Annotated in this window: 19 protein-coding genes, 1 tRNA gene and 1 pseudogene; 13 read left to right on the top strand and 8 right to left on the bottom strand. The window is 44.0% G+C overall.

Annotation, left to right across the window (positions count from 1 at the left end; genetic code table 11):
* The 6 genes from WHS38_06700 to WHS38_06675 all read left to right on the top strand — a co-directional run bounded on the left by WHS38_06700 (position 1) and on the right by WHS38_06675 (position 6,020).
* The gene (locus WHS38_06700) at positions 1-783 is read left to right on the top strand and encodes an ABC transporter ATP-binding protein (GenBank protein ID MEJ5300660.1); all 783 of its coding nucleotides are present in this window, start codon (positions 1-3) and stop codon (positions 781-783) included.
* Positions 770-1,471 (top strand): ABC transporter ATP-binding protein, encoded by a 702-nt coding sequence (locus tag WHS38_06695; GenBank protein MEJ5300659.1) that lies wholly within the window; start codon positions 770-772, stop codon positions 1,469-1,471. Before WHS38_06700 ends, WHS38_06695 begins: the two co-directional genes overlap by 14 nt.
* 3 nt (positions 1,472-1,474) lie before the next feature.
* On the top strand, positions 1,475-1,942 hold the full coding sequence (locus tag WHS38_06690; GenBank protein ID MEJ5300658.1) for a thioesterase family protein: 468 nt from the start codon (positions 1,475-1,477) through the stop codon (positions 1,940-1,942).
* Positions 1,943-2,129: 187 nt separating this feature from the next.
* On the top strand, positions 2,130-3,863 hold the full coding sequence (locus WHS38_06685) for an aldehyde ferredoxin oxidoreductase C-terminal domain-containing protein (protein MEJ5300657.1): 1,734 nt from the start codon (positions 2,130-2,132) through the stop codon (positions 3,861-3,863).
* Positions 3,864-3,950: 87 nt separating this feature from the next.
* A complete protein-coding gene (locus tag WHS38_06680; GenBank protein ID MEJ5300656.1) occupies positions 3,951-5,243 on the top strand; it encodes a helix-turn-helix domain-containing protein in 1,293 nt (430 codons plus the stop codon).
* 114 nt (positions 5,244-5,357) lie between these two features.
* On the top strand, positions 5,358-6,020 hold the full coding sequence (locus WHS38_06675; protein ID MEJ5300655.1) for a protein-L-isoaspartate(D-aspartate) O-methyltransferase: 663 nt from the start codon (positions 5,358-5,360) through the stop codon (positions 6,018-6,020).
* On the opposite strand, the gene WHS38_06670 is transcribed toward WHS38_06675, so the two are convergent.
* Entirely contained in the window at positions 5,980-6,654 is a 675-nt protein-coding gene (locus tag WHS38_06670) for a hypothetical protein (GenBank protein ID MEJ5300654.1), read from the bottom strand. The genes WHS38_06675 and WHS38_06670 overlap by 41 nt on opposite strands.
* A gap of 204 nt (positions 6,655-6,858) precedes the next feature.
* Positions 6,859-8,484: a hypothetical protein gene (locus tag WHS38_06665; GenBank protein ID MEJ5300653.1), complete on the bottom strand. Its 1,626-nt coding sequence runs from the start codon at positions 8,482-8,484 to the stop codon at positions 6,859-6,861.
* A gap of 732 nt (positions 8,485-9,216) precedes the next feature.
* Here WHS38_06665 and WHS38_06660 point away from each other — a divergent pair.
* From WHS38_06660 to WHS38_06630, 7 genes and pseudogenes are all read left to right on the top strand, one after another.
* Positions 9,217-9,507 (top strand): nucleotidyltransferase family protein, encoded by a 291-nt coding sequence (locus WHS38_06660; protein ID MEJ5300652.1) that lies wholly within the window; start codon positions 9,217-9,219, stop codon positions 9,505-9,507.
* Positions 9,426-9,857 (top strand): annotated as a pseudogene (locus tag WHS38_06655) (DUF86 domain-containing protein). The gene WHS38_06660 and the pseudogene WHS38_06655 overlap by 82 nt, the downstream one beginning before the upstream one ends.
* Before the next feature lie 155 nt (positions 9,858-10,012).
* Complete coding sequence (locus tag WHS38_06650; protein ID MEJ5300651.1) at positions 10,013-10,462, top strand: hypothetical protein; 450 nt, start codon at positions 10,013-10,015, stop codon at positions 10,460-10,462.
* 582 nt (positions 10,463-11,044) lie between these two features.
* Positions 11,045-11,119: transfer RNA gene (locus WHS38_06645), tRNA-Cys, on the top strand.
* A 98-nt stretch (positions 11,120-11,217) separates the two neighbouring features.
* Positions 11,218-12,126 carry a tRNA (guanosine(46)-N7)-methyltransferase TrmB gene (gene trmB, locus WHS38_06640; GenBank protein ID MEJ5300650.1) on the top strand — a complete coding sequence of 303 codons (909 nt, stop codon included), beginning with the start codon at positions 11,218-11,220 and terminating at the stop codon, positions 12,124-12,126.
* Between the two features lie 52 nt (positions 12,127-12,178).
* A complete protein-coding gene (msbA, locus tag WHS38_06635; GenBank protein MEJ5300649.1) occupies positions 12,179-13,978 on the top strand; it encodes a lipid A export permease/ATP-binding protein MsbA in 1,800 nt (599 codons plus the stop codon).
* Between the two features lie 12 nt (positions 13,979-13,990).
* A complete protein-coding gene (locus WHS38_06630) occupies positions 13,991-15,343 on the top strand; it encodes a glycosyltransferase N-terminal domain-containing protein (GenBank protein ID MEJ5300648.1) in 1,353 nt (450 codons plus the stop codon).
* A 44-nt stretch (positions 15,344-15,387) separates the two neighbouring features.
* Here WHS38_06630 and WHS38_06625 read toward each other — a convergent pair whose 3' ends face one another.
* From WHS38_06625 to WHS38_06600, 6 genes are read right to left on the bottom strand one after another with little or no spacing between them, the layout of a single operon-like run.
* Complete coding sequence (locus tag WHS38_06625) at positions 15,388-16,995, bottom strand: MraY family glycosyltransferase (protein ID MEJ5300647.1); 1,608 nt, start codon at positions 16,993-16,995, stop codon at positions 15,388-15,390.
* 12 nt (positions 16,996-17,007) lie between these two features.
* Entirely contained in the window at positions 17,008-17,904 is an 897-nt protein-coding gene (rfbD, locus tag WHS38_06620) for a dTDP-4-dehydrorhamnose reductase (GenBank protein MEJ5300646.1), read from the bottom strand.
* A 15-nt stretch (positions 17,905-17,919) separates the two neighbouring features.
* Positions 17,920-18,462, bottom strand: a complete 543-nt coding sequence (gene rfbC / locus WHS38_06615; protein MEJ5300645.1) for a dTDP-4-dehydrorhamnose 3,5-epimerase — start codon at positions 18,460-18,462, stop codon at positions 17,920-17,922.
* Positions 18,463-18,486: 24 nt separating this feature from the next.
* Positions 18,487-19,302 carry an ATP-binding cassette domain-containing protein gene (locus tag WHS38_06610; GenBank protein ID MEJ5300644.1) on the bottom strand — a complete coding sequence of 272 codons (816 nt, stop codon included), beginning with the start codon at positions 19,300-19,302 and terminating at the stop codon, positions 18,487-18,489.
* Between the two features lie 2 nt (positions 19,303-19,304).
* Positions 19,305-20,003, bottom strand: a complete 699-nt coding sequence (gene radC / locus WHS38_06605) for a DNA repair protein RadC (protein MEJ5300643.1) — start codon at positions 20,001-20,003, stop codon at positions 19,305-19,307.
* A gap of 19 nt (positions 20,004-20,022) precedes the next feature.
* Complete coding sequence (locus WHS38_06600; protein ID MEJ5300642.1) at positions 20,023-20,646, bottom strand: ABC transporter substrate-binding protein; 624 nt, start codon at positions 20,644-20,646, stop codon at positions 20,023-20,025.
* Between the last annotated feature and the right edge of the window lie 15 nt (positions 20,647-20,661).

Genomic DNA, 20,661 nt, shown 5'->3' with positions numbered 1-20,661 from the left:
ATGACTCAAATATTTTTCCAGGCTCAAAATTTGACAATGCAATTTGGTGGGTTAGTAGCAGTTCATAATTTTAATCTAAAAATCGATCCGCTAGAAATCGTTGGATTAATTGGTCCTAACGGAGCCGGGAAGACAACAGTTTTTAATATGATCACGGGTAACTTGATCCCTACAAGCGGTAAGATTATATGGCAGGACCGAAACATCACAAATCTTATGCCCTACGAAATTACTCGCCTCGGCATTGCCCGCACCTTTCAGAATATCCGACTCTTCGGAAACCTGTCAGTTCTCGATAATGTCATGGTCTCTTACCATCATCGACTCAAATCATCCTTCTGGCATGCTATTGTAGGGGCGAGAAAATACAGCAAGGAGGAAAATCTCTTTCGAGAAGAAGCCATGAATGTTTTAAGAATGGTTGGACTGGATCATCTGGCAAAAGAACCGGCTTCTTCCCTTCCCTATGGTCAACAAAGAAAACTCGAAATTGCTCGAGCTATCGCCACAAATCCTAAATTGCTTCTCCTCGATGAACCCGCAGCTGGTATGAATCCTCAGGAAACTTTAGATCTTGCAAAATTCGTGAGAAACATCAGAGACAACCTTGGGTTGACTCTTCTCATAATTGAACACGACATGAAATTCGTAATGGGACTGTGTGAACGTATTGTGGTGCTTGTTTACGGGCACACCATTGCAGAAGGAAAACCGGAGGAGATTCAGCATCATCCTGAAGTGATAAAAGCTTATCTTGGAGAGAAGAAACATGCTCGTCATTGATAATCTGCATGTCTATTACGGTGGAATCCATGCCGTAAAGGGCATCAGTTTAAGAGTTGAAGAGGGGCAGATTGTTGCCATTATTGGTGCAAACGGAGCAGGAAAGAGCACAACGATTCGAGCCATCGTTGGACTTGTAAAACCCAAAAGCGGGTCTATTATTTTCAAAGATAAACCTATCCACAAAATGCCAACTCACGAAATTATACGCCTTGGAATCGGTGTAAGTCCTGAAGGAAGAAAAATCTTCGCTAATCTTACTGTTTTGGAAAACCTTGAATTGGGAGCATACTACCGCACCAAAAACGAATTTAGAGAAAGGCTAGAGTGGGTTTTTTCGCTTTTCCCGAGACTTGCTGAGCGAAAAAAACAGTTTGCTGGCACTTTAAGCGGCGGAGAACAACAAATGCTATCACTTGGTCGAGCTCTAATGGGAAAACCCAAACTGCTTTTGCTTGATGAGCCATCTCTAGGACTGGCTCCTCTGGTTGTGGATGAAGTGTTCAGAACCATTCAGGAAATAAACAATCAAGGCACAACAATTCTTCTTGTGGAACAAAATGCTATGGCAGCTCTGGCAATAGCCAATTATGCTTACGTTATGGAAACAGGCACCATAGCACTCGAAGGCAGAGGAATAGACCTGCTGGAAGATGAGCGAGTAAAAAAAGCCTATCTGGGGGAATAAACAATGGGGAGCGAATCGCGCAATGTATCAATGAACGATTTTCCCTTCAAAATAACTCTTCCAGTCCTGTGGGGGCACATGGACGCTTTCCAGCATGTAAACAACGTAATCTATTTCAGATATCTTGAATCGGCTCGCATTGCTTACTTTGAGGCTGTCCAGTTCATGAAATTCATGGAAGAAACCGGAGTTGGTCCGATTCTTGCCGAGACAAGCTGTCGATACTTAAAGCCTCTTCGCTTTCCTGACACTATTGATGTGGGATGCAGAACTTCGGTGATTAGAGATTCCGAAATAGAGCAAGATTACGCCATATACAGCCATCGTCAGGATCGTATCGTGGCAACGGGTTGGGCTCTAATCGTGGCTTATAACTACAAAACTTTCAAGAGAGCACAATGGGATCTTGCTTTCGTGGAGAAAGTTAGAGCCTTTGATCCCAATGTGTCAGTAAAGATCGGAACCGAATAAGTCATCTAAGTCGCTAATTCTAACCTGGATTACCATCTTATCATGCCGTTAAGTGTCAAGATTCTTTCTTCTTTCATTTATTCAGAAAACTGGGCTAATATTAAAATTAGAAGTAAGTGGGCGCGATGGAATGGGTTAACCTTCCATCACATCTGGAAAAACCAAGATTTATATGGAGGAAGGTGTTATGAAGTTATTAAGAGTCAACATGAGCGGCAAAGATGGTCCTGAGATTAAAATCACCGACCTTGGAGAATATGCTGGACTTGGAGGAAGAGCCCTCACATCGGCCATCGTCAGCAAGGAAGTTCCCCCGGATTGCCATCCTCTGAGCGCCGACAACAAACTTGTTATTGCTCCAGGGCTTCTTAGTGGAACAGCAGGATCCATGACGGGGAGGATATCGGTTGGATGTAAAAGCCCTCTTACCGGCACTATAAAAGAATCCAACGCTGGAGGACAACCCGCTCAAGTTTTGGCTCGGCTTGGTTATGCTGCTATAGTCCTCGAAGGAAAACCTCAACAGGATAAACTTTACAAAATATTCATAAATAAAGACGGCATTAAGGTTGAACCTGCCGATGACCTGCGTGGATTGCCTAATTACGACCTCATCGAAAAGGTCAAAGCTCAATACGGAGATAAGATTGCCTGCATATCTATTGGCACTGCTGGCGAGATGAAACTCAGCGCTGCATCCATAGCCTGCACAGACCCCGAACTAAGACCTACCCGCCACTGCGGTAGAGGTGGCGTTGGAGCCGTAATGGGATCAAAGGGAGTTAAAGTCATCATACTTGATGACACAGGTATGAAAATGCGCGAACCGGCAGATCCAGAAGGTTTTAAGGATGCAAACCGCCGCTGGGTGGAAGCCCTAAGAGCCCATCCCGTTACGGGCAAAGGACTTCCAGCTTATGGGACTAATGTTCTTACGACCATCATCGACGAAGCAGGAGCTTATCCAACCTACAACTTCCGTGAAGGACGCTTCAAGGGAGCCGCAAAGATAAGCGGTGAAGAACTGGCAAAAAGAGAAAAAGAACGGGGAGGAAACCCAACTCACGGATGCCATCGAGGTTGCGTAATAAGATGCTCCGGCATTTACCATGACAAAGACGGTCGTTATCTTACCAAACAGCCGGAGTATGAAACTGTCTGGGCTCATGGAGGACATTGTGGAATCGATGATCTTGATGCCATCGCTATGATGGATTTCCTAGAAGATAATTACGGACTTGATACTATAGAAACAGGCGCAACGTTAGGAATAGCCATGGAAGCCGGACTGATACCCTTTGGAGATGCTCAGGGAGCCATAAACCTGGTTCATGAAATCGGCAAGGGAACCCACCTCGGAAGAATCCTCGGAAATGGAGCGGCGGTTACGGCGAAAGTCTTCGGTGTTGATCGAGTTCCGGTGGTAAAGGGACAGGCTTTTCCAGCTTACGATCCGAGAGCGGCTCAAGGAATCGGAGTAACTTACGCTACTAGCCCAATGGGAGCAGACCATACAGCCGGATACGCCATAACCGCTAATATACTTAAATCGGGAGGATTCGTTGATCCTCTAAAACCAGAAGGACAGGTAGAACTGTCGCGAAACCTTCAAATAGCTACTGCAACGATCGACTCACTTGGATTATGCCTATTCGTAGCTTTCGCTATTTTAGATAAACCTGAGGCTTTCGATGCAGCAATCGACATGATCAACTCATTCTGCGGCTGGAAATGGACAAAGGACGACTTCGTAGAATACGGGAAACAAGTGCTCCGATGGGAGCTCGACTTTAACAGAAGAGCAGGTTTTGGACCTCAACATGACAGACTTCCCAAATTCTTCAGAACCGAACCTCTACCCCCTCACAACACTGTATTTCAAGTTCCGGATGAAGAGCTAGACAAGGTGTTTAACTTCTAGGAAAATCCAGGTCCATCCTGAACCGGTTGATTCATGGTTCAGGATGGACAAAGAACTAAAAAATCCCATTGCCACTGGAGCTTTGAAATGCAGAGGCAGAAGGTATCCTCAGGAGTAGGCGATCTCGATCGGCTTCTAGGAGGACTTTACATAGGCGATAACGTCATATGGTATGACGAAGCGGGAATACTTAGTGGAGTCTTTGTGGAAAACTTCATACAGGCATCTCTGGAACAAAATAAGCCTGTTGTCTATGTTAGTTTTGATCGATCCCCCAAAAACCTTATTGCCAGGCTTGGCCATTATGTGGAAAGCGAAAATTTGGTCATCGTTGATTGCTTTACCAACGGTAAAGGGGAAAAAGCCCAGGTTTTCGAGAGTTTCTATGCTGACACAATAAACCTACCATGCCGTATCATTAGAGTTGAAAATCCGAAAGTTACTGAAGACCTTTTTGATGTTATTACTTCGCTTCACAAAAACACCGTTGTAGACACACGATTTGTTTTTGAAACCCTTACAGGCATGCAGGATATATGGGGAGGAGAGGAAGAAGTTCTGAAATTCTACGGGCATGCCTGCCCGAGACTCTATGAGCTAAACACCATTGCTTACTGGATTGTTGACAAAGCTGCTCATTCAACAAAACTTAAAGCCAGACTTAATCACATTACTCAGGTGGCCATAGAACTGGGGTTTAATCGAGACCGTATGATGCTGACTGTTCTAAAAGCTGAAGATCGATCCCCCGAGCTCCTAAATAAACCAACTTACTTTATCATACATGATGGGTTGGTGCGGTTAGGAGAAGGTTCAGCGGACTTTAGAAGAATTGAACTTGGAACCCGTCTTAGCGAACTCAGGAAGAAACGAGGCATCAGCCAGAAAGACCTTGCCCAGATGATTGGAGTTACACCAAGCACAATTTCCCAGCTTGAAAGTAACCGTATCTATCCTTCAATTCCTGCTCTTATGAAAATAGCGGAAATTCTCGGAGTTGATGTTGGATACTTCTTCGGCAAAAGCCTTGTAGAACAGGGTGTAGTGGTCTTTCCTGAATCATCCAAGATAAAGATCCACTTGAGTGAATTCCCGGAGGACGCTCTGGAAGTGCATAGTCTTTTGCCTCTGGATGTTAATTCCAAAGCAGAACCCTATCTAATAGAAATACCACCGGGAAAAACTCTAAACGCTCACTTTTTTATCCACAAGGGGGAAGAGCTCGGCTATGTGCTTAGAGGCAGGCTGCAGATGGTGGTGCGAGGCATGGTAAAGACCGTTTCTAGAGGCGATACTATAATTCTCTCTTCGGACATTCCATCTCAATGGAAGAACATAGGCCAGAGCACTGCTCAGATTTTATGGATTAAAGTTAAGTAGCATAATGTTTTTGCTGGAGAATCGGTAGAACTGGTTAAAAGGCTACACCATAAAGGCATTTTGAAAATATCGTTTTCGTATCCACTGAAAGAAAAATACCAAAGGGGATCACTGATGCCAGTAGATGAGTTTGAAAAAGCCAGGGAAAGAATGATAGATATTCAGATTATGCGGCGCGGGATAAAGGATCCTCGAGTTATTGCGGCAATGCTCAAAGTGCCCCGACATATTTTCGTCCCCGAACATCTAAAATCTCAAGCCTATGAAGATCATCCTCTTCCAATAGAAGAAAAGCAAACCATCTCTCAACCCTATATTGTGGCACTCATGACCGAATCTCTCAGACTCAAAGGAAAGGAGAAAGTGCTGGAAATAGGCACAGGATCTGGATACCAGACAGCTATCCTTGCTGAACTTGCTGATAAGGTTTTTACTATTGAACGAATTCCCTTGCTTGCAGAAAAAGCTCAAAAGAGATTAGAAACTCTGGGTTATAAAAATATCACATATCGCGTTGGAGATGGAACTCTGGGCTGGCCTGAAGAAGCGCCCTTCGATGGTATTCTGGTATCGGCATCAGCCCCTTCTATACCTCAACCTCTTATAGATCAATTAGCTATGGGGGGAAGGCTCATAATCCCCGTTGGTGATAGACTGTCACAGGAACTTGTGCTTGCGGAACGAGTACCAGAGGGTGTTAAAAAATCCTTCCTTGGAGGAGTAAGATTTGTAGATCTTATCGGAAAATGGGGCTGGAGCGAATCTTCTTCTCTTTGAAATTGGTTACTTCGATTAGTTTACACCCCAAGCTTGGGTTTAAATCATACAAAGGCCCCAACCCAAGCACTGACTTTCCTACATGGCTAAGCTTCGGACTTATAATTCCAAAACCTTTGAAAATAGCAATAACGGGATCGGCAAGACCAGGTAATCCCACCGCTCGGCAAGCCAAATCTATATCCCTAGCGCTGACACTCATAAATCTTTCCCGATTAAAAAGTTCCTGAACCAATGTTGTCATTTTATCGGGAGAAGCCGGCACATCCAGCGTTTTAAACATAACCTTTAGCCCACCTTCTACATCCCAAAAACCTTTTTCTGCGGATTGTCTAATAATGTAATAAACTGCCTTGGGCATTGAATAAAGCTTAGCGCTAATTCCAACAATAGCCAGGTCTTCCCAGGCACAAGTTTTAGATGGAAGAAGAGGAAGAATAAGTTTCCACTCAAAAGCCAAAAGCAGTACTTCTAAATAATCAGGTCCAGCCGCCCTTATCAGTCTATCCAAATCGACAGTTTCACTTTCCAAAAACAACAACATTCCACAAGCTAAGGACTCAATAAAATCTTTTTCTCTAATGAAGCTATCAAGGGCTTTTGCCAGATTTTTAACAGACGTTTCTTTATCCAATATTTTACTCCTTCCACTCAACAACACACACCCAAACCATATCTTCAAAGGGTTTTATTAAAAAAATATAGCTCACGGCTGTGTGTCCCTACTATACCAAAAAGAGATCGAAAAAGCCCCAGATAAAGGATAATTTTGGGACATCCTTATACACAAAGTCAGTAAAGTGCTACATAGCAATCCTGAAGACTTTTCATTGTTCTTTCAGTTTCGGCAGGCTTTTTTAAGCCCAAGATTACAAGCTCTCTTGTAGTCTTCCATCGCCTTATCTTTGGATCCCATCCTATTAAAGATTTCAGCTCGTTCAAAGTATCCCCTCGGGTCATTAGGTGCTGCCTCTACAAATCGGTTCCAGAGGTCTAAAATGGAATGTCCCTGGTCTTTTCCGGACATTAAAAAAGCAAGATTTGCGTAAGCTTCAAACATATCGGGTTTCCTCTCGATTGTTTTGAGGAAATCGGCTTCAGCTTCTTTGAGCATATTCTTTTTCCTGTATGCTACCCCCCTGTTGTAGTAAAGATAAGGATCTCCCCCTGTGGCATTTATGCCTTCCGTATAGAAAACGATGGCATCGTTGAGATTTCCTTGACGGTATTTCTTATATCCAATGAAGTGGTAATCATAAGCGAGATTCTTTCTTTTTCCGTCATAGTAGAGAACATAACCGTAAATCCAGGGGATTTTTAGAGTTCCTTCCTTTACCAGGAGTCGTGCGAGGGTAACTCTGGGGGTTATCTTGGTATATTCATCCTCTGTTACGGAAAGAGAAATTCCGGGAAATCCTAGAAATTGCCAAGTTCCTAACTTGCGACCATCCTGAACTACTGCAGAAATACCAATACTCCAGGAGCGTTTCTTCGCATTTTTGTTCTCCACGAGCCCTTCTATCCAGAAGGGCTTCGATTTATCAAAATAACCGTTAATGGCCATGACTAATGGAAAAGACGTAAGAAACCAAATAGAGGCCATCGTAAAACACACAAAGAGTTTTCTTTTGGCTTCAGGAAAATTAAAGACTATTCTTTGGGTCACTACAAGATAAATAGCAACTGGTATGCCATAAAGAGCAAATGTGGCAAGTATAAGCACAAAATGGTTTAAGACCGGGAAGTCATTTCTGGCCAGGTAGTTGATATATATGGCGACGGCTAATTGAGTAACAGAAAGGATAATCGGAAAAGCATAGATTGAAAAAAGAAGAACTCGAGAAGATGAAGAAGACCCTTCTATTTCTACTGGATACACATATTCGAGTAGAATGTTCCTGAGCTGGATAAGATTCTCGGGGAGATTTCGTATTCTTTCCAGGTCTTTATCAATCTCGCATTCTATCGCAACGTGGATGCGTCCCTTTTCAAGAAAGATGTATTCACTTTCTTTTTTGATGATCTTTTCAATTAATGGCTTTAAGGCTCTGTTTTCAGAAAAGGCTCTTAGCAAAAGTTCTTTGTGTTCTCCCTTAAAGTAAAGCCCTTCTCTACCACCATCGAGCGAGAGATATTCTTTAGAACTCCCTACACCTTTTTCTATAGAGAAATGAAAGGGATACCTGCAGGCTATAGACAGCTTAAAGCGAATAGTTGAAAAAACTTTTGAAAGGTCATCAAAGGATACCCTTTTCCAGGGATCCCTTTGAGGGCTCAAATCCAGTATAAAGGCCTCGCCGTTACGAATGAAGGGAATCCTGTAAGATAAGAAAAGCCATCTTTTTTCGATTCCCAAAGCTTCCATAAGGGGATAGAGAAACCTTTTTGTCTTTGCAAGGCTATAAGAAACAATGCAACCGATAATAACCACGATAAAAATTAACGCAAGAAGGAAAGCCAGCATAAGCGCATCCTTTTGCCTGTAAAGTCCCACTTTTCAACCATTACGTAAAATCATTAGAAATGCACTATGTAAACATTTTAGCTCTAAGCAGTCCATGATTTCAATAACTTAGAATGCCAGAAAGGAGTCAATATGTCATTTTTGCACCAGAAAATGACAAATTTAGGTTAAGATAGCACAAAAAAGCCACCAGGAATCCCCATACGTATATTACAAATTACTCGGTGTCTGGTGTAAAAACAGGGCTACAACAAAGGCTCAGAGTAAATTTTGAGACGACATTTAGATTGTTCATTCATTTTCGAACAGTTTTTATCAAGGCTTGATCAAGCTATCCTGGTTATAGTATCAAAAATAATGGTTGGCTTTACTCTATGTTCCTCGACAGACGCGTGCACATGCCTGAAACTGAAATCGGAAAAAACCAATGGCGACACCGTTGGCTACGAAGCCGAACTGTGGCACGTGGCGGACGCTCTGCACAGTAGTGAAGAGATCCAATGCATCGCCTGCACCTACCAAGCCTGGCGCTCTATAGGGGCTAGGGCAACCACATAGAATTGCCCCTATGTATGCTCAGGCCCGGCCGCTACGCAGGTGCTGGAGTTCAGAAAGACGATAACGAACACTTCGAGCAAAATATGGAACACCTGGTCGCTTAACTTCGCCAGCAGCAAGCCAAGGCGCGGCGTCTGAATTAAGTAATTTGGAAGAACTTCAAGGAGCTTGGGTATGACCCCTGAAGAGCAACTGCTTGAAAAGCGAGAAGAAATCCTGCGCCTCTGCGCCAAGTATGGAGCGCGCAACGTGAGGGTGTTCGGCTCGGTGGTTCGCGGTGAGGCAGACGCCTGCAGTGACATTGACTTCTTGGTGGAGCTGGAGTCGGGTCGAACGCTATTTGACCTAGGAGGGCTTCAGTATGAATTAGAGGAACTCCTAGGATGCCGAGTAGATGTCGTGACGGAGCGTGGTCTCAAAAGACGAATTCGGGAAAAGGTTCTAAAGGAGGCAGTCCCGATATGAGAGACCCCAAAGAAAGACTTCGGGACATCTTACAGGCGATCGCGGCTATCGAGCGTTACCGAGAAAGGGATCGTGCATCCTTTGAGCAGGACGAAATGCTACAGGTATGGTTTCTCCGACATCTGCAGATCATCGGCGAGGCCGCCCGTGCTTTACCGGAGGACGTGAGAAAGCTAGCGCCGGATATTCCCTGACCGAAGATCATCGGCATGCGCAACATCCTGGTTCACGGCTACTTCGAGCTTGATACAGAAATCGTCTGGGAGGCAGTACAGAAGGACGTCCCGGCACTCAAGCCTGTGGTGGAAGCGCTATTGAAAAAACTGGAGAACCTGGGCTATGGCGGCTGAGTGGCGGGAAGTCACGTTACGGAACGTCGCAAAACTTTCCAGTGGCTGACGACCGCCTATGGTTGTTGACATGGTAAGCTCGTTGCGTGCTATTCCGGTCATTCGCGGCGAGATTCACGTGAGAGATGCAGAACGGTTTTTGGGGAGCACGGCCTATGACCTACAATCTCAACAAACACCATCGCCGCTCCTTGCGTCTAAAAGGCTACGATTACAGCAAGCCAGGAGCATATTTCATCACTATCGTCAGTCAGGAGCGGGCTTGTTTGTTTGGGGATGTGGTGGATGGTGAAATGCAGTTAAATGGTGCGGGACGGATGGTGTATGCCGAATGGGAATCGTTGCCAGATAGGTTTCCCGGCATTATGTTGGATGCGTTTGTCGTTATGCCAAATCACATACACGGTATCATCGTTATCGTCGGCGATCCCGTAGGGGTAGGCCTTGTGCCTGCCCAAAATACCAGGCCAACCACAAATAGGGCAACCACAAGGGTTGCCCCTACAGTTGGGGATGTGGTCGGGGTGTTTAAATCCGGGACCACGGTTTTGTACACTCACGGGGTCAAACAATGTGGATGGCCGCCGTTTCCAGGTCGCCTCTAGCAAAGAAACTATTACGAACATATCATCCGCGACGAGGAATCCCTGAACCGTATCCGGGAATACATTCTGACAAATCCACTACAATGGGAATTTGACAGGGAAAACCCGCATAATGTCGGAACAGAGCACGCCGTACCGCTACCCAAGAATGATCCATGGCGTATCTGACAGAATCCGCTATAGAATCCGCCGCCCTCGGCTGGACGGTCAAACGCGGCTGAACTCAGAGCTACCCGCGGAAACACCAAAAGATGCTTCCCGCAAGTGCACCAACCCAGAGGAGACTACACCAGAAGGCCGGAACCGATCCTTCCACCGGTTGCCCCTACATGTAAAACAACCTCACAGGGGGAGGATGAAGTCTGTAGGGGCAGGCCTTGTGCCTGCCCTATTTATGGGGCAACCACAAGGGGTTGCCCCTACGATGATGCCTTGAATGACAAAACTCAGCTTGGAAGGACTTCCAAGCTGAGTTTCTTCCCTGCCTTTTCTATGTTTCGCCACCCCATAAGGAAGTTTTAGAACACCCTCTCTAAATCTCTTGACATATACCGGCCATTTTAGATAAAAGGTTTCTCGCAAGGCGGCATACCCAAGTGGCAAGGGAGTGGTCTGCAAAACCATTATTCGGCGGTTCGAATCCGCCTGCCGCCTCCACCAAATTAGAGGCAAAAATACTCACCTTCTATGTTCAGGAAGGTTTTTTAATTTTGTATAACCCCACTACACGGGCTATGAAGGCTCGCTATCTCTCCTTGAAGCCCCTAGTAAACTGGCGTAGAGAAAATCACCCGATCTCCTGGGAGAGTATCTTCGGAAACTCTAATCCCATTGTGGTAGAAATAGGTTTTGGAAACGGTGAATACCTTACCAGACGCGCCGGGGAGTGTCGGGAAATAAACTTTGTAGGAATAGATCGGGAATGGCAATCCGTATGGCGTGCTTTAAGGTCTATCCATAGATACCAAATACCTAATCTAAAAATCATTAAGGCTGATGCGAGGTGGGTTTTTAATCACCTTTTCCCTTCTGAATCCATTTCAGAGGCTTACGCTCTTTTCCCCTGTCCATGGCCCAAAGAACGCCACGAACGTTACAGGCTTTTTTCTAAAAAATTCCTTCGACAGGTTAACGGCTGTCTTGTCAGCGGGGGGATCCTACGCATAGTAACGGATGATTATCCTTACTTCTGTTGGATTAAAGAACAATCTGTGGATACTGGGTTTCTAGTATCATTTGAAATAACTGGACCTGGCTTTTCTACCAAATACGAAAATAAGTGGCTCCGAGCCGGTAAAAATGTCTTTTATCAAATCGAACTCAAAAAAGAGATCCATATTCCACCAAATCAACCTGAGGCGGTAACGATGAAAACTTACAGGGTTACAACATTTGCTCCTGAATTGTTCAATCCTATTCCACTGCGGGGAGAAATCGTGGTGGACTTTAAGGACTTCCTTTACGATCCACATCAAAAGAGGGCTCTAGTCCGGGCGCTTGTGATAGAAGACGATTTTGTGCAAGATTTTTGGATCGAAATTAGACATTCGGGAAAAGACTGGCATATAAGACCATGTGAGGGCTGCGGCTGGATTCCTACAGTGGGAGTTCAAAAAGCCATTGACCAAGTTTATGAAGCTTGTTTAACAATCAGATCGAGCTAGAATAAATCTCCTCAGCCATTTGCAACCTACTTTAGCAAAGGGAGTTACAAGAGTGAAAAAGTCTGTCGGCACATTTTATCAAGACCGTATCATACTCAAACGAATTATTAATCTTATAAAACCATACAGAAAACCCCTGGTTTTATCAACTCTTTGTATGATTGGCTTTTCCGCCTTTACAGCTCTCGCAGCCTATCTAATCAAGCCCGTTATGGATGATATTTTTTTCCACAAAGACATTAACCGTTTGCTTATGGTCCCGGCTCTAATACTAATTGTTTTCTTCATCAAAGGATTTTTTCAGTGGGGCAGTGAATACTTTATCCAGGTTGCCGGACTTTCCATTGTCGCTGATCTCCGAACAAAGCTTTTCAGCCATCTAGTTTTTATGCCAGTTTCGTTCTTTGATAATAAAGCCGGAGGAGAACTTCTAAGCCGTATCACTAACGATGTTCAGGAGATTCAGGAGGCTGTATCCAGAGCTGTCACTGGAATTGTGAGAGATGTTTTTACCATCATCGGATTGACGTTTGTCATATTCTACCAAAACTGGCGACTGGCTCTAATAGCCATGGTGGTTCTTCCTGTAGCTTTTTACCCGCTTTTTATTTTCGGTAAATTTCTTAAGAAGTTTGCCCACAAGAGCCAACAAGGGATGGGGCAGCTGGCATCAATTATTCATGAGACATTCCGGGGTATTAGAATAGTAAAAGCCTTCTGTAGAGAAAAACAGGAAATTCAAAAATTCAATCACAGAAACAGAGAATTTCTTTCCTATGCGAAGAAGCTTGCATGGATAGACTCCATGGCATCCCCCTTGATGGAATGCATCGGCTCCATTGGTATAGCTTCCATTATAGGATATGGAGGCTACCAGGTTATAACGGGCAAAGCCACTCCAGGAGCATTCTTTTCATTTCTCGGGGCTCTTATTATGATTTACCGACCAGTAAAGGGATTAAGTAGAATGAACACTTTCATTCAGCGAGGATTGGCATCTCTTGAGAGAGTATATTCTATTCTGGATCAGCCTAATTCTATAAGCGATGCCCCTGGATCTAAACAAATCGAACACGTAAAGGGATGTGTCGAATTTAGAAACGTGGTTTTTTCCTACGATGGCGTAACACCTGCTCTCAGCAATGTAAGTTTTCGCGTAGAACCGGGAGAAGTGGCGGCACTAGTTGGCCCTAGCGGAAGCGGTAAAACCACTCTGGTAAATCTCATCGCTCGCTTTTATGATGTCACGGAGGGAGCAATACTTATTGACGGGCATGATATAAGGAGTTTAAGAATCGATTCTCTGAGGCGTCACATAGCAATAGTGACTCAACAGAATTTTCTTTTTAATGACACCGTACGAAACAACATCGCATACGGAAAAGAAGATGCATCGGAAGAGGAAATTGTCCAAGCCGCCAAACTAGCCTATGCCTATGACTTTATTATGCAACTTCCCAACGGTTTCGATACCATTGTGGGGGAACAGGGAATAAGACTTTCCGGAGGAGAACAACAGCGCCTTTGTATAGCCAGAGCTATTCTAAAAAACGCTCCAATACTCATAATGGATGAAGCTACGTCATCACTTGATAGTGAAGCCGAAAAGGAGGTTCAAAAAGCGCTCGAAAATCTTATGGCCGGTCGCACTACTTTTATTATCGCTCACAGGCTTTCCACCATTCAGAGAGCCACTAAAATATTCGTAATGTCCGGAGGAAGAATCGTTGAAGCTGGGCAACATGAAGAACTCATATCGCTTGGAGGAACATACCGAAAGCTTTATGAGTTACAATACGGCAAGGTTCAGGAACCTATCTTAAGACGATCGCACACAGCCATAGCCCATTAGCTTTTCAGGCAAATGGAACCAAAGCCCTTCAGCTACAGTCTATTATCAATTTACAACGCCATCTGGGTAATGGCTCGTCCGATTATTAACATCATTTCGCACCTGTCTTTTTCAAACTCTGCAGAAGTGAAAAAGTTAAAGATCCGTCTGGGAGAAAATGTTGAACAGTTACCCACTATTGAAGCAGGTGGAATATGGATTCATGCCCTATCAGCAGGAGAAGTTTTATCCGCCTTGCCGCTTGCACGCCTGCTTATATCTATACGGCATAAAATTGGCTCATCTAAGCCTATCGTTATGTCTGCATCGACCGTATCAGGTTACAAAATTCTTAAGTCTTCCAACCTGGAACTGGATAACATTCTTACTATGCCTCTGGATGCTCCGTGGATAATGAAAAAGCTCGTAAAAAGATTACGCCCATCAATTTTCATTCTCATTGAAGGAGATGTATGGCCTAACTTGCTTGTTGCTCTAAGAACTCACCAAACAAAGTGTTTTCTGGTCAACGCTCGAATGTCACCTTCTTCTTTCCAGCGCTACCGTTTGCTGGCAAAGTCTGGAGGAAATACTTTCTCGATGTTTGACGCCGTTTTTGTCGCTTCACCAGAAATGCTAAAATTTTATGGAGAATTCGTATCACCTTCAAAGCTTTTCTTTCTGGGAAACATTAAGCTGGATGCCGTGCGAGAAAAAAAGATCTCTGAAGAAAAACTAGTCGAACTCAAGAATGAAATCGGTATCGATTCACAGGTCCCGGTCTGGATAGCCGGAAGTGTTCATCGAGGTGAGGAAGAAGTCGTCCTAAAAACGCACCGAAAAATCCTTGAATACATACCAAAGGCAGTTTTGATCCTGGCTCCTAGGAATATTCCTGGAGATATTGAGTGGTTTGGAAATGCAAGTCACAAATACGGCTTCAATGTTGCTCGGCGTTCAGCAAAAGAGAAAATAAAAACACAAGACACTGTATATCTTGTGGACACACTTGGAGAGCTTATGAATTTTTACGGTATAGCCCATGTCGCCTTTGTGGGAGGTAGTCTTGTGCCTAAAGGAGGACACAATCTGCTTGAACCGGCAATTTATGGAATACCCGTATGCTGGGGGCCATACGTCTTTAATTTCAGAGATATTGCCGAAATTATTAAAAATTATGGTAGGGGTATGGAAATAAGAGACCACAAATCGCTTGAAGACTTTTTGCTACGCCATCTGAGTAAAAGATTTTCTCTTCCTCTCAATTCTTCGTTCACATATCCATTTAAGGCGACCATAACCGATGAAGAAATGACCTTTTCCCCATACGGTGATTTCCCAACTATCGAAGTTTTGTCTAAGATTCTTGACATCGCCTCTGAATAATAAGTTCAGTTAAACTTTGCCAGGCAACGCTGAATAGATCTTTTTCAATGAGGCTGATTCAAAGTAGCGTAAGGTGGTTTAGCAATCAGTATGAATGTCTCTCTACGAACATTTTTTTCATGAACATCGGATTTGCTTGCAAAAGCCGAACGGCTTCCTTTGCTACGGTTTCTTATAATCCAATTAAGGGCAGATCTAGCGATCCGTTCCACAAGATTAAGAAGCCATTTCTGCGGGAGAGCCGTTTCCATGATATTTCTCTCCACAAAAAGATACCCATACACAGTCTTGCCACGAATAAGAGGGATATTAAGCTGAAGAGGTGCAGAAACCTGAAGGATTTTAGATCCCGACTTTAACACAGGGTAAACAACTTCACGCTGGTGGCTTTTCTCGTCAATCGGGGGGGAAAAAATCGTAAGACGAGCATAGTCAAAGTTTAACTGCACGAGAATAGAAACCAGCCTTTTCCTCATTTCTTCTATTGTTGATGCATTTTCCAACCACCAGAGATCTCTTAAGAAACTCACCCGGAACCTAGCTTTTACAAGTTTGGTTTTCAGAAAAACCACAAAATTAGATTTCAACAACCAATCTAAGTAACCAAACGTGGAAGCCAACAAAAACAGCAAAACTACAGTGCCAAAAAGAATCGTCCAGAAAAAAGGCGGTGGAAGGTAAAAATAGGAAATTCCCAGTAATCCCATCAGACAGTTTGCTCCATAAAGCCAAAATACCGTTTTACTATGACTAAAGCCCTTTTGAATCATGCAGTGATGTATATGTTCGCAATCAGGTTTGAAAATGTGATTCTTCCTGAGAGCACGTCTCAAGGCGGCAACAAGAACGTCAATAGCAGGGATAGACAAAATTACAGCCACAGGAACGATAACGTTCGCACCACCTATAGTCTCGTCTCGCGAAACTTTGACGGCGATAGCAGCAAGAGCGTAACCGAGAAAGTAACTTCCAGAATCTCCCATAAAAATACGAGCAGGATTAAAGTTGTAATGTAGAAATCCAATGGTGGCCCCAGCAAGCATAATTATTGGGATGGTCATGTAGTAATGCTCGGTCTGAAATGCAACAATAAGCAGAAATAACCCGCAAATAAAAGCCGTTCCCGCAGCCAACCCGTCAAGACCGTCGATAAAATTAAAACCGTTTATCATCACTAAAAACCACAAAACCGTAACCATTATAGAAAGAGCAGGATGAAGAGACATGATACCCCAGGGATGAATTAGAACCTTCTCTATACCAAGTCCTCCAGATATTATCGCAAAAGAGCTAACGCACTGGCAAAGCAACTTAAGCCCTGAGGAAACACCGACTAGATCATCAAACAAGCCTGTGATAAAAATAAAAGTTGCCCCCAGTAATACCCACAACCAATCAGGCTTGGATAGAAGATATGTAAAAGGAAGCTCTAGATAAAGGCACATGCCGAAATAAAACACAACAAAAGGAATAAAAATAGCAAAGAAGAAGGCAAGGCCTCCAATCCTGGGTGTTGGCTCTGCATGAATCTTTCTAACAGATGGCAAATCGAACAGCCTGGTTTTCCGTGCTAGTTTTTCAACCAAAGGAGTGATAACAAAAACAAGCCCCCAAGAAACCAAAAAGGCTATTACCAGGATTATGATTAACATGATGTAACCTCGTCAGACAGCCTGAGAATCTTTAGAATTATCAAGCTCTTGCAGCATACATCTAAGAGCCTTGCGCCAGTGTTGAGGTTTTTCATTCCAGAGTTTCCACGCAACTTCTTTATTTAACACGCTAAAATGGGGACGTGTAGCCTTGGTTGGATAGTCTTTGGAAAAAATCGGCATAACTTCCACAGTGTGATTTCTCCACGAACGTGTCTCCTCTTCGATAGCAACAGCAAAATCATACCAACTTGCAACTCCCGCATCGGTAAAATGATAACGGCGGTGATCAAGCAAAACGAAGTTACAATCAGCCAGAAACCAAAGAAACCTGGCGAGATTAAAAGCCCATGTAGGGGTGCCTACCTGATCACTCACGACACGCACAACTTGCTGACTCTGGAAAAGTCTTAGCATTGTTTTAACAAAGTTATTTCCGTGAGCGGAGTAAAGCCATGCGGTTCGAACGATCAGGCTTCCTTCAGGGTAAACTTCCATAAGCGCATTCTCCCCGGCGAGCTTGCTTTTGGCATAAACACCAATAGGATTGGGAGTATCATCAGGGCTATAGGGAACTCCCGAAAATCCGTCAAAGACAAAATCAGTCGATATATGAATAATACGGCACTGCCCTACCCTTGCCTCCCTGGCGATGTTAATTACTCCGTCACGGTTAACTCGAAAAGCCATCTCCACATCATCTTCAGCTTTATCTACAGCAGTATAGGCAGCAGCGTTTATGACAAGATGGGGTTTGAAGTCTTGAAATGCCTTAGCGACCGATTCTGGCTGAGTGATGTCCATTTCATCTATGTCAGTAATCCACACCTCCCAGTGAGAAGGTTTAGTTCGCTGAAGTTCCCATCCGAGCTGACCTAATCCTCCGGTTATGATTACTCGCTTACTCACGCATAATCTCCTTTTCTAAAAAACTTCAGCATGCTCAAGAAGAGCACCCCTAGCGTCTTTCGCCGAAAGAATCGGTTCTCGTCCATTAAGCGGCCAATTAATACCTATAGATGGATCATTCCACACGATTACTCGATCGCACTGAGGAGCGTAAAAATCCGTTGTTTTATAGAGCACCTCTGCCCATTCGGAAAGCACGAGAAAGCCGTGAGCAAACCCTACGGGTATGTAAAGCTGCTTTTTGTTTTCTGCCGAAAGTATTATGCCAAACCATTTTCCAAAGGTTGGAGAATTTCGCCGAATATCAACAGCTACATCAAAAATTTCGCCTTTAACTACTCGCACAAGTTTTACCTGAGGATGGCAAATCTGGTAGTGAAGCCCTCTCAATACCCATTGTTTCGATCCTGAGTGATTGTCCTGAACAAATCTGTCGTTGATGCCAAGGCTCTGGAGAGTTCTTTCGTTGTAACTCTCATAAAAAAATCCTCTATCATCCTCAAACACCTGCGGTTCAAGCACCACAAGGCCTTCTAGAGGCGCATGCCAGCATTTCATGCCGAACATCCTTTCCACCTTGCATTATCGCCTTCTTAAAGGTTCAATCCCGTTCCAGACTACATATCCATAATAACGGCCGTTGAAGGAAAAACTTTTAATCGGTGCCTCATAAAGTTCGGAAAGCATGCTATCTGTTAAAACATCCCAAATAGACCCACACCCCAGAACCGTTCCATTTTTCAGAAGAAGGGCCTTCGAAAAGAGCTGATTTGCTTCCTCAATGTGATGTGTAACCAGGACAATGGTTATGGGGTGCGAAAGTTTAACTGGAAGTTGAGAAAGAACCTGCAGGAAGTGCTCTCTGGCAACCATATCCAAACCAGCGCAGGGTTCATCTAGCAGGAGAAGCCGAGGTTGAGCGGTCAGAGCTCTAGCCAGAAGAATTCGTTGCTTTTCACCTTGAGAAAGAACTCCATAGGGTGTTTTTAGCAGATGGGAACATCCTACAAGATCGGCCATTGACTCGGCCAGTGCTATAGATTTCTTCGATGGTTTTTCATAAAGCCAAAGAGATCCCATCGCGCCACTAAGGATGATGTCCATAGGTGTTTGTTCAGAAGCGATGTGTTCCTGAAGAAAAGATCCTACCCAGCCAATCTGTCGTCTAAGAACTCTTAGATCGATCTTTCCAAACTCACTCCCTAAAACGGATATAACCCCCTCCGTAGGCCACAGATAGCCAGCAATGAGCTTGAGAATGGTGGTTTTACCAGATCCGTTAGGTCCCAACAAAATCCAGTGACTCCCCTCTTCCACCTGCCAGGAGAAGTTATGGATGATGGCTCTACCATTCCTAACAAACCAGACATTTTCCATACTGATTGCTAGTCGTTCCATCCTTAGAGATCTCCAGTTTCCGCAAAGGAGTAATAAGAGGAACTGGTTATTATTAGGTGATCAAGAAGTCGTATATCAAGAACCTCCAAGGTCTTTTTAAGCAAAGATGTTATATGCCTATCAGCCTGAGATGGAGCAGTGCTTCCTCCGGGATGGTTGTGAACAAGGATAACAGCCGTTGCCCGATGCTTTATAGCAGTTTCTACAACCAACCTCGGAATAACAACCGTCCTGTTAACTGTGCCTTTCTGAATCATTTCAGCGGCTAAAACCTTATTCTGACTATCAAGGGCAATCATCCAGAGACTTTCAAAAGCCTTATCCACTCGAGGTTTAATATATTCCCAAACATCTTTAGCGCAGGAGAGAGTATCACGGTGGCGCTGACGATCAAAGGCGTATCTTTCCGATAGCTGAGGAATTAAAGAAATGAGTATAGCGGCTTGAGGACCGACTCCTTCGATACTTTGAAGGCTTTCCCTAGGAGCATCAAAGACAGAGGACAGAGACTTAAAATGCACCAGGAGTTTTTTCGCTATAGACTTTACGTCCTTTCGAGGAATAGCATAGGTAAGAAGCAATTCCAGCACCTCATGGTCTTGAAACGCTTCTAATCCGCTTGTGGCGAAGCGTTCTCTCAGCCGCCTTCTATGTCCCTCAAGATCCTTTTTAGAATCATCATTGGTTTTGATAGATCTCACCGCTTCTACAATCTAAAAACTAATTTTTACCTGTTTCCACCTTGTTCCGTAACATATCTAGCATTTGAGCAAAGCTCTGCCGTCTCAATATATCAGCAAATTGGCTTCGATAATTCTGTACCATGCTAACACCTTCAACCACTACATCGTAAATCTTCCAACCAGTCGGTTTCTTTTTTAACCTATACTCTATCTGTGCTTCCCCCTGATCAGGAGATTGGACTCGAGACCTGACTCTAGCAATAGATCCCTGAATTTCATCATTTTCATAAATCACTTTTTTCTGAGCACAGGCATACCGCTCAAGCCGATCTGCATAGCTTGAAAAAACCACTTCTCTAAACAGTTTTTTGAATTCTTCCTGGGCTTCTTTTGTCTGGTCACGCCACACAGGACCAACCACTCTAGGAGCAACTTCATCCAGATCAACGTATTTCAACGCCACCTGGTAGAGTTCTTCACGGTAGGACCTTACAGAGCGCCCCTGAGCACAGCCTTTATTCAAAACAGCGAAAACTTCGTCAACCATAGAAGAGATTATTTTCGTAGGCGTATCTGGCTCTGCACTTTTAACCGGCTCCACAGCAAATCCCGTTATCCCCAGCGCTAAAACTGTAACAAAAACTAAAATTCGCCTGATCATGGTCGCTTAATCCCC

Source organism: Thermodesulforhabdaceae bacterium (assembly GCA_037482015.1).
Classification (GTDB): Bacteria; Desulfobacterota; Syntrophobacteria; order Syntrophobacterales; family Thermodesulforhabdaceae; genus JAOACS01.
This window is presented reverse-complemented; position numbering and strand designations above follow the sequence as displayed.